Raw genomic sequence first — 11,919 nt, 5'->3', positions numbered from 1 at the left:
CCTAGCCCGCCGGCTGACTCTCGCGCTGCTCGCGGCGGGCCCGGATGCGGGTCCAGGCCGCCTCGGCCGCCTGCTGCTCGGCCTCCTTCTTGCTGCGCCCGTGGCCCGCGCCGTAGGACTCGCCGCCCACGCGCACCTCGGCGGTGAACGACTTGGCGTGGTCGGGCCCGCTCTCCTCGACGTGGTACTCGGGCACGCCGAGCGCCTCGGAGGCGGTGAGCTCCTGCAGGGAGGTCTTCCAGTCGAGCCCGGCACCGAGCGAGGCCGAGCGGACGATCAGCGGGTCGAAGAGCAGGTGGACCGCGCGGAACGCCTCGTCCAGGCCCTTGTCGACGTAGACGGCGCCGATCAGCGCCTCCAGGGTGTCGGCCAGGATCGACGACTTGTCGCGCCCGCCGGTGCCCTCCTCGCCCCTGCCGAGCCGCAGGAACCGGCCGAGGCCGAGCCCGCGGGCCACGTCGGCCAGCGCGCGCATGTTGACCACCGCGGCCCGCAGCTTGGCGAGCTGACCCTCGGGCAGGTCGGGGTGGTTGCGGTAGAGGGTGTCGGTGACCACCAAGCCCAGCACCGAGTCGCCGAGGAACTCCAGGCGCTCGTTGGTGGGCAGGCCACCGTTCTCGTACGCGTAGGAGCGGTGCGTCAGCGCCCGCTCGAGAATGTCGGGATCGAGGCTGATCGACAGCACTCGCTCCAGCTCTGCTCTGGCGACCTCCACGGCCACCGGCTTGGGACCTGCGCCCACGGGTTCCTCCTCGGACACCTTCACCTGGCGCGACGGCTGCGGAGGATGCCCGAAAACGTGGTGGGCGTCGGGGGGTACAGAGCCCCGGCGTCCACCACGGCCGCGGGCGAGCCGCCGCCGCACGCGACTGAGACGTTCACGCCGACCGGGGCACAATGGCACCCGGTCGGCATCACGTCAACTGCGAGATCAGGCGGACGGCTCGATGACCTGACGACGGTTGTAGGTGCCGCAGGTGGGGCACGCGATGTGCGGCTGCTTGGGCGAACGGCACTGCGGGCAGCTCACCAGGGCGACAGCAGTCGTCTTCCACTGGGAGCGACGGGCGCGGGTGTTGCTCCGCGACATCTTTCGCTTCGGGACGGCCACGTCACTTCTCCTGATCGTTATCGTTCTCGGAAACCAGACCTTGCAACGACGCCCAGCGAGCGTCGATCTTCTCGTGCCGGTGATCCGCTCCGGCCTCGGCCAGCTTGATCCCGCACTCCGTGCAGAGCCCCGGGCAGTCGTCACGGCAGACCGGGCTCAACGGCAGTGCGAGCACCACCGCGTCGCGGAACGTCGGCTCAAGGTCGAGCAGTTCCCCGTCCATCAGCGAGTCGTCCTCGGAGGCGTCCTCGTCGGAGTAGAAGAACAGCTCCTGCAGATCGACCTCGATGTCCGAGGACAGCGGGTCGAGACACCGCGCGCACTCCCCGGACAGCGGGGCCTGCGCCGTGCCCGACACGAGCACGCCTTCCATCACTGCTTCGAACCGGAGGTCCAGCTCGACTTCGGTGTCCTTGCGGACACCGATCATGTCGACGCCGAGATCTGCCGGAGCCGGGAGAGTGAGGCTCATCTGCCGCATCGTGCCCGGCCGCTTTCCCAGGTCGTGGGTGGAGATCACCCAAGGCGAGCGGGGGTCGAGGTGCTGAGTCATCCTGCTCTCGCTAGGCATGGCGGAACTGTCGCCGTCGTACAAGGCCGAAATGAAAGGATACCAGGTGGCGGTCAGCCCCTGAGCCGCTCGACGAGCAGCTTGTGGACCAGGTCGGGAACCAGCCCGGACACGTCCCCACCGTACCGCGCGATCTCCTTGACCCGGCTCGACGACAGGAACGAGTACTCGGGGTTGGTCGGCATGAACAGCGTCTCGACGCCGGACAGCCGGTAGTTGAGCTGGGCCATCTGCAGCTCGTAGTCGAAGTCGCTGACCACGCGGATGCCCTTGACGATGGCGGGGATGTCGTTCTGCTTGCAGAAGTCGACGAGGAGGCCGTGGAACTTCCGGACCTTGACGTTCGGGAAGTCCTTGGTCACGGCCTGCAGGATCTCGATCCGCTCGTCGACCGTGAAGAGGCTGCTCTTCTCCAGGTTGATGAGCACGGCCACGGTCACCTCGTCGTACAGCCGGGCGGACCGGGCGATGATGTCGAGGTGGCCGTTGGTGATGGGGTCGAAGGACCCCGGGCAGACAACGCGGCGCAAGACGCCTCCCTGGTCATGGGGCAGGTCTACGGATTACCGGCGGCGCGACCGTACCAAACGGACGCTTCGCCATAACGGCGAACCCTCTCCTCAACGTAACCATCCGGCCATACCACCGCCTTTCCCCGGGTCTCCCTCTCGAACGCCACCAGCGCGTCCTCGGCCAGCCATCCGCGATCGCGCAGCAGCTCCAGGACCCGCGCGACCTCCTCGTCGGGCACCGCGTACGGCGGGTCGGCGAACACGATGTCGTACGGCTCCGGCCCCCCGATGTGAGTTTGACCACCCTCGCCTGAAGGCTCCCCGGCCGGCCGTCCCAGGAACCGCTCGACCTTGTCCGCCACGACGTGCGCGCCGGCGAGGCCCAGCTCCCGCACGTTCGTCCTGATCACCCGCACGGCCTTGGGGTCGGACTCGACGAGCACCGCGCGCTCGGCCCCCCGCGACAGCGCCTCCAGCCCGACGGCCCCCGACCCGGCGTACAGGTCGAGCACCCGGGCGCCCCGCACCCCGTGCAGCGAGTCGAGCGTCAAGAGGATGCCTTCGCGAGCCCTGTCGCTGGTCGGTCTCGTGCCGCGCCCCGGCGGGACCGCCAGACGACGCCCGCCCGCGCTCCCCGCGATGATCCGAGTCATGTGAGCCATTCTCGCGCACGTCGGCGCAGGTCAAGAGTGGACAAGTGTCGGCCTCGACAACGCAAGGGTGATTCACATGGCCCCACCGGCCACGCATGATGGGTGCTGCGGCCTTCGAGGTGACCCAGTAGAAGGCCGACCGGCGTGGTCGTGAGCCCTTCCGCACGCCGGTTCCCTCGGCACCTGACCCGAGGGGTGGGCCCAGCCGGGGACGGCATTCGGGGGGAGGCCGTCCCCGCGGCTGGGCCCAACACCTTTTTCCGGCGGTTCCCGCTGTCCGGCGGTTCCCGCTGTCCGGCGGTTCCCGCTGTCCGGCCGCTCTCGACCCTCCGGCCTTTCCGGCCCCTCCGGCCTTTCCGGCCCCTCCGGCCTTTCCGGCCCCTCCGGCCTTTCCGGCCCCTCCGGCCTTTCCGGCTTTCGAGCGGCTCTCCCGCGCCTCGCCCTTCCCGGCCTCCGGTTTCCCGCTCTCCTCTGCCGTGCCCCCTCCGCACGTGACGCCTCACAGGTATGCGACCGGCCCTCCCGAGGGCGCGCTGAGGCAGCCCGCCGCTCGCGCCGCCCCGCGCGCGCCTGCCAGGCCCTCGACGTCGCCTCCGCGGCCGGAGCCGCACGCGGCGACGAGCGCGCGGGAGGCCGCCTCAGGCAGACATCCGGCGGCCTACGTCTTCTCCAGGTACTCGGCGCGCTGGTCGGCCAGCAACCGGTCGATCTCCGCGCGCAGGGCCTCGTGCCCGGCCAGCTCCGGGTCGTCGGCCAGCAGCCGCGCCGCCTCCTCGCGGGCCGCCTCGATCACGTCCTCGTCGCGCAGGAGCTGGAGGAGCTTGAGCGACGAGCGCCGCCCCGACTGGGCGGCGCCGAGCACGTCGCCCTCCCGCCGCTGCTCCAGGTCCACCCGCGACAGCTCGAACCCGTCGAGGGTGGCGGCCACCGCGTCGAGCCGCGCCCGCGCGGGCGTGCCCTCCGGGAAGTCGGACACCAGCAGGCACAGCCCCGGCAGCCCGCCCCGGCCGACCCGGCCGCGGAGCTGGTGGAGCTGCGAGACCCCGAACCGGTCGGCGTCCATGATGATCATGACGGAGGAGTTGGGCACGTCGACCCCGACCTCGATCACCGTCGTCGCCACCAGCACGTCCAGCTCCCCCCGGCTGAACGCCCGCATGACCGCGTCCTTCTCCTCCGGCGGCAGCTTGCCGTGCAGGATCCCGAGCCGCAGGTCGTGGAACGGCCCCTCGGACAGGAGCTGCGCGACGTCGAAGACGGCCAGCGGCGGCCGGCGCTCCTCCCCCGACGCCCCCTCGCCGGACCGGCCGGCCCCGGGCTCCAGGTCGCCCTCGTCGCCCTCCAGGTCGCCGATGCGCGGGCAGACGATGTACGCCTGCCGGCCGAGGGCGACCTCCTCGCGCACCCGCTCCCACGTGCGTTCCAGGTAGTGGGGCTTGTCGGCGGCGGGCACCACGTGGGTGGTGATCGGGGCGCGCCCGGACGGGAGCTGCGACAGCGTGGAGACCTCCAGGTCGCCGAAGACCGTCATGGCGACCGTGCGGGGGATCGGGGTGGCGGTCATGACGAGCACGTGCGGCCGCCCACCGCCCGCCTTCTCGCGCAGCGCGTCGCGCTGCTCCACGCCGAAGCGGTGCTGCTCGTCGACCACCACCAGCCCGAGGTCGGCGAACTGGACGTGCTCCTGGAGCAGCGCGTGGGTGCCCACGACGACGCCGGCCGTGCCCGAGGCCGCGTCGAGCAGCGCCGCGCGGCGGGCGGCGGCCCCCATGGAGCCGGTGAGCAGCGTGACCGCGGTGCCGCCGAACATGCCGCCCTGCGCGAGGTCGCCCAGCATCGCGGTGATCGAGCGATGGTGCTGCTGGGCGAGGACCTCGGTGGGGGCGAGCAGGACGGCCTGGCCGCCCGCGTCGACCACCTGGAGCATGGCGCGCAGGGCGACCACGGTCTTGCCCGCGCCGACCTCGCCCTGCAGCAGCCGGTGCATGGGGTGCTCGCGGGCCAGGTCGGCCGCGATCTCCTCGCCGACCGCGGCCTGCCCCTCGGTGAGCGCGAACGGCAGCCGCGCGTCGAACTCGCTCAGGAGGCCGTCGTCGCGGCGCGGGCGCGCCTTGGCGGGCCAGGCGGTCGCCGCCTGCCTGCGCTGGAGGAGCACGGACTGGAGCACGAACGCCTCGTCGAACTTGAGCCGGTCGCGGGCCCGCTGCACGTCGCCGAAGTCCTTCGGCCGGTGGATGGCCTCCAGCGCCTCGTCCAGGTCGCGCAGCTTGTGGCGGGCGCGCAGGGCGGCGGGCAGCGGGTCGGCCAGCGGCCCGAGCGTGTCGAGCACGACGCCGATGGCGCGCCTGATCACCCACGGGGTCAGGTCCTTGCCCGCCGGGTAGATCGGCACCGGCGCGGCGGAGAACTCCTCGGCGCCGGCCTCGTTCTCCTCGAACAGCTCGAACTCGGGGTGGGTGAGCTGCCAGCGGGGGTGGGTCCGCGAGCCGAACAGGCCGACCTTGCCGGCGAACATGCCGCGCCTGCCCGGCTTGAGCCGGGACTCGGCGACGTGGGAGCCCTTGCCGAAGAACGACAGGTAGATCTTGTTGCGGTCGGCGTCGACGACCTCGACCTCCAGCCAGGTGCCGCCGCGGTTGCGCATGGGCTTGCGCATGAGCCGGCTCACCTCGCCGACCACGGTGACGTGCTCGTCGACCTCCAGTGCGTCGAGCGCGGTCAGCTCGCCGCGCTCGGCGTAGCGGCGGGGGTAGTGGCGCAGCAGGTCGCCGACCGTCTCCAGGCCGAGCACGCTGTGCAGCAGCTTGGCGGTCTTCGGGTCGAGCGCCTTGGTCAGGGGCTCGTCGAATCGGCTCACGGCACTATGTTCTACCGCCTGAGACCGACAGGAACCGCATGCCCCGCCCCGGGAGCCGCCGTCAGATCACGCCGACGCGGGGATCGCCGGGCCGCCGCCCGGACTCCGCCGCCAGGTCGCCGCCCGGACTCCGCCGCCGGGTCGCCGCCCGGACTCCGCCGCCGGGTCGCCGCGCGGGATCCGCCGCCGGGTCACTCCACGCCGATGAGGAGCGGGTAGCCGCCCTGTTCCCCCGCGTACACGACGAGGTCCACGTCGGGCCGGGTGGCGCGCAGGCGCCCGCCCACCTCGTCCGCCAGCCCCTCGGGAGCGTCCGCGCCCGTCACGAGCGTGACCAGCTCGCCGCCGCCCGCCACCATCCGGCCCACGACCGCGACGGCCACCTCCCCCAGCTCGCGGCCGATCACGGCCACGTCGCCGTCGATAAGTCCCAGCACGTCGCCGGGCCGGCACACGCCCACGCTCGTGACGCCCTCCCCGCGGGCGACCGCCAGGTGGCCGTGGCGGGTGTGCCCGGCCGCCCCGGTCATGGCCACGACGTCGTCGTCGAAGCGGCGCAGCGGGTCGTGGACGGCCAGCGCCGCCAGCCCCTGCACGGTCGCGCGGGTCGGCAGCACGCTGACGACGACGCCGTCCTCCCTGGCGATCTCCGCGGCGGCGGTGGCGACCGCCTCGGCGCCCTCGTCGTTCGGCAGCACGGCGACCTCGCCGCCCGCCTGCCTGATCGCGGCCAGCATGGCCGGCAGCGACGGGCGCGTGCCCGGCTCCCGACGAACCACCACCGCGCCGCACTCCTCGAACAGCGCCGCGATGCCGTCGCCCGCGGCGACGGCCACCACGCCCCGCCCCGCGTCCCCGCGGTGGGTCCGCCCGGCGAGATAAGTGATCTTGATCCGGTACGGCCGCCCCACCCGCAGCGCCGCCTCCACCGCGGGGCCCGCCTCGTCCACGTGGACGTGGACGTTCCACAGGCCGTCGCCGCCGACGACCACGAGCGAGTCGCCCATCGCGTCGAGCTCCTCGCGCAGCTTGGCCACGGCGGCGTCGTCGGCGTCCAGCAGGTACATCACCTCGTAGCCCGCGCCCACCTCGGTCATCGGCGAGACGCGCGACGTCGGCGCGGGCACCTCGTAGCGGTCGCCGGAGTCACCGGTCACCGCGGTCGCCAGCGACTCCAGGATGATCGCCAGACCGGCGCCGCCCGCGTCCACGACGCCGCTGCGGGCCAGCACGTCGAGCTGCTCGGGGGTGCGGCGGAGCGCCGCGCGGGCCTCGCGGGCCGCCCGCCGCGCGACGTCGGCCAGGTCGCCGTCCGCGTCGCGCACGGCCCCCGCCGCGGCGGCGAGCACGCTCAGCACCGTGCCGTCCACGGGCCGCGCGACCGCGTCCCGGGCCAGCGAGGCGGCCCTGACCAGCCCGGCGCGCAGGTCGGAGCCGTCCTTCAGCACCTCGGCCAGGCCGCGCAGGGCCTGGCTGACGATGACGCCGGAGTTGCCGCGCGCGCCGACGAGCGCCCCGTACGAGAGCGTCTGCCAGACGACCGCGCGGTCCACGTCGTCGGGGAGCGCCTCGACGGCCTCGGCGGCGGCCAGCATGGTGAGGTGGAGGTTCGTGCCGGTGTCGCCGTCGGCGACGGGGAAGACGTTGAGCGCGTCGATCTCCGCCCGCGACCTGCCCAGCGCGTCCGCGGCCAGACGGGCCCAGCGGCGTACCCGGGGCGGGTCGAGAACCTCCATACGCGACGCTCCGCCCTCTCGAGTGCGCTACGGTTAAAGAAGGAGGATATCGCCGCATCCGTCCTCGTCCAGTGGCGCGAGTTCGCACCTGGTGCCGCGGATCGGATATCCTCGTCTGGCTGGCCGGTTGTCCCGGCATGCCCTCCGCCCGACGAACATCAGCGGACAGGGCTACATCGACTGTTTTAAGGAGCGATACCGTGGCTTCCGTCTGCGATGTCTGCCGCAAGGGCCCGATCTTCGGCAACAACGTGTCCCACTCGCACCGCCGCACCCGTCGTCGTTGGAACCCCAACATCCAGACGGTTCGCGCGGTCGTCGGCGGCACGCCGAAGAAGCTGAACGTGTGCACCTCGTGCATCAAGGCGGGCAAGGTCACCCGCTAGCTTCGACCTCCACGAAAGCCCGCCGCTCCCGGCCGAGCGGCGGGCTTTCGTCATGCCCGGGGCCGCTTCCCACCCGGACCTCGCGCGGCAGGCCCGGGCGAGCGTCGTGCCGCGCGCCCGGGAGCCCGCGCGGCCGGTCAGCGCCACCGCCAGGCGTGGTCGACCGGGCCGATGCCGTCGCCGAGCGGGAAGCCGCGCCGGATCGCCCCCGTGACGTACTCCTTGGCCCTGCCCACCGCCCCCGGCACGTCCTCGCCCATCGCCAGGTGGGAGGCGATCGCCGAGGCGAGCGTGCACCCGGTGCCGTGGGTGTGGCGGTTGTCGAGCCGCTCGGCGGTGAAGCGGTACTCGCGGGTGCCGTCGGTCAGCAGGTCCACCGGCTCGCCCGGCAGATGGCCGCCCTTGACGAGCGCCCAGGCGGGCCCCAACTCCAGGATCGCGTCGGCGGCCCGCCGCAGGTCGTCCTCGTCCTCGACCTTGACCGAGGTGAGCTGCTCGACCTCCCACAGGTTGGGGGTGACGACGGTGGCGACGGGCAGCAGCCGCGTGCGCATCGTCTCGACGGCCTCGGGCGCGAGCAGCGAGTCGCCGTGCTTGGAGACGCCCACGGGATCGACCACGACCGGCGCCTCGTACGCGCCGAGCGTCGCGGCCACGGTCTCGACCAGCTCGGGCGAGGCCAGCATGCCCGTCTTGACCGCCTGCGCGCCGATGTCGCCGAGCACGGAGTCGAGCTGCGCGCGCACGGCCTCGGCGGGCAGCTCCCAGTAGCCCTGGACGCCGAGCGAGTTCTGCGCCGTCACGGCGGCGATCACGCTCATGCCGTGGACGCCCAGGGCCAGCATGGTCTTGAGGTCGGCCTGGATGCCCGCCCCGCCGCCGGAGTCGGATCCGGCGACGGTCAGCACGCGCGGAGGGGTCGTAGCGGTCATGCCCCCATCCAACCATCGCGCGCGGGCGGGCGCCGTGACGGGCGCCCGCCCGGAGTTGCTAGCTGACGGCGCAGTCGCCGCCCACCAGACCACAGTTCTCCGGCTCGGTGGCGCGGCCCGTGGCGGTGAAGGTGATCTCGGTCGAGCCGCCCTCGGCCAGCGTGTCCGGCAGGTCGATGATCAGCAGGTCGCCGTCCTGCGTGTACTCGGCGCCCGTCAGGTTAAGCACCCGGCCCTTCACCGGCACCGACACGGTGAGCGACTTGAGCGCCTGCGGCGAGGAGTTGACCACGTCGAGGTGGGCCGTGTAGCCGGTGATCCGCTGGCGGACCACGTCGAAGCCGACGCTCACCGAGCCGCCGCCGCTGGGACCCGTGGTCTCGGTGGCGGTGGGGACGGGGTTGCCCGTCGAGTTGTCGGCGGGGTCGGTGACCGTGATCGTGCTGGGCTCCTCGGACGGGGTCTCCAGCGCGGTCTCCTCGGGAGTCGGCAGCGGCTCCTGGGTGGGCTTGGCCGACTTCTTGGTCTTGGTCGGCTTCGGGTCGGGCGTGGCCGACCGGCGGGGCGTGCGGACTCCCGTGGTGGTCTGCGGGCCCGGCGTGCCGGTGGGCTGCGTCTTCGCGGTCGTGGGCTCGTCCGTCGGCGACGGCTCCTCGGTCTCGTCCTCCGCCGGGTCCTCGGTCTCGTCCTCGGCGGGCTGGGAGCTCTGCGGGCCCGGCTGGTTCGTCGCCTGTACGGCGGCGCAGCCGTCGGCGGGGCAGCCGGACGGCTGCGACGACCCGCTCATCAGCTTCACGCCCGCCACGGTGCCGCCGAGCACGACTGCGACGGCGGCCACCGAGAGCAGCGCGAGACGGCCCCGGTTCCTGGCCGGCGGGTCGGCGTACGGGTCGGCGTCGCCGGACGGGGGCTTGCGGCGCCCGCGGCGGCGCGGCTCGGGCTCGTCGTCGCGCCCGCCGTCCCGGTCGCCGCCGGGCTCGTCGCCCGACCAGCCGGAGCCCAGGAAGCCGTTGTCGGCGCCCTCGGACCACGCGGGAGCGGGGGCGTCGACCAGGGTCGGGTTGCCGAACACCTTGACGTCGCCCGGCTCGGGCGCCCCGTCCGCCGCGGCCTGGCCACGGGTCTGCTCGGAGGCGGCTCCGTCGTGGCCGAACACCTGCGTGGCGTCGCCGCCGCGCCCCTGCGGCCCGTCACCGAACGCCTGATTGGCGGCCGGTCCGAACGCCTGGGTCCCGGCCGGTCCGAACGCCTGCGGCGGCTCGCCGAACACGTGGGTCTCGCCCGTGCCGACGGCGTGGGGCCCCGAGGGCCCGTCGTCGCCGAAGCCGCGCGGGCCGGACGGCCGGTCGCCGCCGTACGGGTCGTCGCCCACGAAGCCCGGGGTCGAGGAGGGCCTGCCGTCCTCGAACGCGCGGCGGATGGGCGCCTGCCTCCCGCTGTAGATGCGCGTACCGGACGGCCCGTCGGCGCCCAACCCCTGCGGTCCGGAGGGGCCGTCACCGCCGAACGCGTGCGGACCCGAGGGCCCCTCACCGCCCGCGGGACGCGGACCGGCGGCCCCGAAGGCGTTCTGACCCGAGGACGCGTCGCCGCCGAAGTCGTGGGGCATGCCGAAGGTCTGGGTGCTGTCGCCGACCTCGCCGCCCTGCCCGGGCTCGTCCCAGTTCGCGGGGCGCGCGAAGGCGCCGGTCGTCTCGAACGGCTGGTCAGCGGCCGGCCCGGAGCCGGCGCGGCCCCGCGAGGGGGGCGGCTGGAAGGCGCCGGTCGTCTCGAACGGGTCCTTCTCCGGCGGGCGGACGGCCGCACCGGGGTCCCGCTGGGGCATCGGCGCCCACTGGCCCGTCACTCCCGCCTGGTCCGGCAGCTCCGGCCAGCCCGGCTCGGCCCGCTCGTCATCGGTGTCCCAGAAGGAGCTCCTGGTGGTCGGATCCGGCGCGGCGGCCCACTGCGCGGCGCGGTCGGCGAGTCCGAACTCCTCGTCGTGAGAATCGTCGGACGTGCCGTTCCCCCGTTCGCTCGCGTCGTCGGCTCCACCTGTGTGGCGGCCCATGGCAGCCCTTTCTTGCCGGTTACGATGGCCGCCAATCTTCATAACACCTTCGCTACGACTTTGTCCCAGCATTCCCGTGAGTCACATCTCATAGTGGGAAATTTTCCTGCAAATCGGGACATCTCGTTACTGAAAGTGATCCCAGCCGCCGCGCTCCACGTCGCGGCCCCGTACGGCCACGCCCTCACCCGCCACGACGGCCCCCACGACCTGCCAGGCGTCGCCCAGCGCCACACCGGCCGGGAACACGGCCGCCAGCGCGTGGTCCTCACCGCCCGTGAGCACCCAGTCGACGGGATCGGCCCCGAGCTCCTTGGCGGCGGCGGCCACCGGCTCACCCACCGTGAAAGCGCCCGGGTCCACCTCGATCCGCACCCCGCCGGCCCGCGCGAGGTGCCCGAGGTCCTGCAGGAGCCCGTCGCTGACGTCGAGCATCGCGGTGGCGCCCAGCCGCGCCGCCGCCGGCCCGCACGCGTACGGCGGGCACGGCCGCCGGTGCGCCTCCACCGCCTCGAACAGCGCCCCCGCGTCACGCGGGACGTCCCGGCCGGCCTCCAGCAGGGCCAGGCCCGCCGCGGCGTGCCCCAGCCGCCCCGCCACGGCCACCACCTGGCCGGGACGCGCCCCCGACCGGGTCACGGGAGGCCGTCCGCCCAGGTCGCCCAGGGCGGTCACGCCCAGCACCACCAGGTCGCCGCGCGCGATGTCGCCCCCGACCACGCTCGCCCCCACGACCGCGCACTCGTCGCGGAACCCGTCGGTCAGCGCGTCGAGCCAGCCGACCGGCAGATCCGCCGGTATACCCAGCCCGACCACCAGCGACGTCGGAACGGCGCCCATGGCGGCGATGTCGGCGAGGTTCTGCGCCGCGGCCTTCCGGCCGACGTCGTAGCCGCTGGACCAATCGCGGCGGAAGTGCCTACCCTCAAGCAAGAGGTCCGTTGACACCACGACGCGCCCGTCCGGCGCACTCACGATGGCGGCATCGTCGCCCGGTCCGAGCAGAACACTGGCTCCTTGCGGCAGACGTCCGGAAATACGACTTACCGCTCCGAATTCGCCGAGATCTCCGACTCTGATGACACACCTCCTGACCCACACAGGGTACGGT

Annotated in this window: 11 protein-coding genes; 1 reads left to right on the top strand and 10 read right to left on the bottom strand. The window is 73.5% G+C overall.

Annotated elements, in window-relative coordinates; all coding sequences use genetic code 11:
* Window position 1: 1 nt before the first annotated feature.
* From rnc to HD595_RS24895, 7 genes are all read right to left on the bottom strand, one after another.
* Window positions 2-721 carry a ribonuclease III gene (gene rnc / locus HD595_RS24925; protein ID WP_253781304.1) on the bottom strand — a complete coding sequence of 240 codons (720 nt, stop codon included), beginning with the start codon at window positions 719-721 and terminating at the stop codon, window positions 2-4.
* A 210-nt stretch (window positions 722-931) separates the two neighbouring features.
* Window positions 932-1,111: a 50S ribosomal protein L32 gene (gene rpmF, locus HD595_RS24920; RefSeq protein WP_033409409.1), complete on the bottom strand. Its 180-nt coding sequence runs from the start codon at window positions 1,109-1,111 to the stop codon at window positions 932-934.
* A 1-nt stretch (window position 1,112) separates the two neighbouring features.
* Entirely contained in the window at window positions 1,113-1,664 is a 552-nt protein-coding gene (locus HD595_RS24915; RefSeq protein ID WP_253772976.1) for a YceD family protein, read from the bottom strand.
* Between the two features lie 71 nt (window positions 1,665-1,735).
* Window positions 1,736-2,212: a pantetheine-phosphate adenylyltransferase gene (gene coaD, locus HD595_RS24910; RefSeq protein WP_175604793.1), complete on the bottom strand. Its 477-nt coding sequence runs from the start codon at window positions 2,210-2,212 to the stop codon at window positions 1,736-1,738.
* 26 nt (window positions 2,213-2,238) lie between these two features.
* A complete protein-coding gene (gene rsmD / locus HD595_RS24905) occupies window positions 2,239-2,847 on the bottom strand; it encodes a 16S rRNA (guanine(966)-N(2))-methyltransferase RsmD (protein WP_253772974.1) in 609 nt (202 codons plus the stop codon).
* A 658-nt stretch (window positions 2,848-3,505) separates the two neighbouring features.
* A complete protein-coding gene (recG, locus tag HD595_RS24900) occupies window positions 3,506-5,704 on the bottom strand; it encodes an ATP-dependent DNA helicase RecG (RefSeq protein ID WP_253772972.1) in 2,199 nt (732 codons plus the stop codon).
* Window positions 5,705-5,895: 191 nt separating this feature from the next.
* Window positions 5,896-7,440, bottom strand: a complete 1,545-nt coding sequence (locus tag HD595_RS24895) for a DAK2 domain-containing protein (RefSeq protein ID WP_253772970.1) — start codon at window positions 7,438-7,440, stop codon at window positions 5,896-5,898.
* Window positions 7,441-7,640: 200 nt separating this feature from the next.
* On the opposite strand from HD595_RS24895, the gene rpmB reads away from it, so the two are divergent.
* Window positions 7,641-7,826 carry a 50S ribosomal protein L28 gene (gene rpmB / locus HD595_RS24890; RefSeq protein ID WP_253772968.1) on the top strand — a complete coding sequence of 62 codons (186 nt, stop codon included), beginning with the start codon at window positions 7,641-7,643 and terminating at the stop codon, window positions 7,824-7,826.
* A 137-nt stretch (window positions 7,827-7,963) separates the two neighbouring features.
* On the opposite strand, the gene thiD is transcribed toward rpmB, so the two are convergent.
* From thiD to HD595_RS24875, 3 genes are all read right to left on the bottom strand, one after another.
* On the bottom strand, window positions 7,964-8,758 hold the full coding sequence (gene thiD / locus HD595_RS24885; protein ID WP_253772966.1) for a bifunctional hydroxymethylpyrimidine kinase/phosphomethylpyrimidine kinase: 795 nt from the start codon (window positions 8,756-8,758) through the stop codon (window positions 7,964-7,966).
* Window positions 8,759-8,816: 58 nt separating this feature from the next.
* Window positions 8,817-10,808, bottom strand: a complete 1,992-nt coding sequence (locus HD595_RS24880; RefSeq protein WP_253772964.1) for a hypothetical protein — start codon at window positions 10,806-10,808, stop codon at window positions 8,817-8,819.
* Window positions 10,809-10,934: 126 nt separating this feature from the next.
* Complete coding sequence (locus tag HD595_RS24875; RefSeq protein ID WP_253781302.1) at window positions 10,935-11,888, bottom strand: thiamine-phosphate kinase; 954 nt, start codon at window positions 11,886-11,888, stop codon at window positions 10,935-10,937.
* Window positions 11,889-11,919: the final 31 nt, after the last annotated feature.

Origin of the sequence: Nonomuraea roseoviolacea subsp. carminata (assembly GCF_024172185.1) — a bacterium.
GTDB lineage: Bacteria > Actinomycetota > Actinomycetes > Streptosporangiales > Streptosporangiaceae > Nonomuraea > Nonomuraea roseoviolacea.
This window is presented reverse-complemented; position numbering and strand designations above follow the sequence as displayed.

Excerpts from the sequence above, each read along its gene's own strand:
- HD595_RS24915 (WP_253772976.1), bottom strand. The coding sequence starts at position 1,664 with ATGACTCAGCACCTCGACCCCCGCTCGCCTTGGGTGATCTCCACCCAC.
- HD595_RS24880 (WP_253772964.1), bottom strand. The coding sequence starts at position 10,808 with ATGGGCCGCCACACAGGTGGAGCCGACGACGCGAGCGAACGGGGGAAC.
- HD595_RS24895 (WP_253772970.1), bottom strand. The coding sequence starts at position 7,440 with ATGGAGGTTCTCGACCCGCCCCGGGTACGCCGCTGGGCCCGTCTGGCC.
- rsmD (WP_253772974.1), bottom strand. The coding sequence starts at position 2,847 with ATGACTCGGATCATCGCGGGGAGCGCGGGCGGGCGTCGTCTGGCGGTC.
- thiD (WP_253772966.1), bottom strand. The coding sequence starts at position 8,758 with ATGACCGCTACGACCCCTCCGCGCGTGCTGACCGTCGCCGGATCCGAC.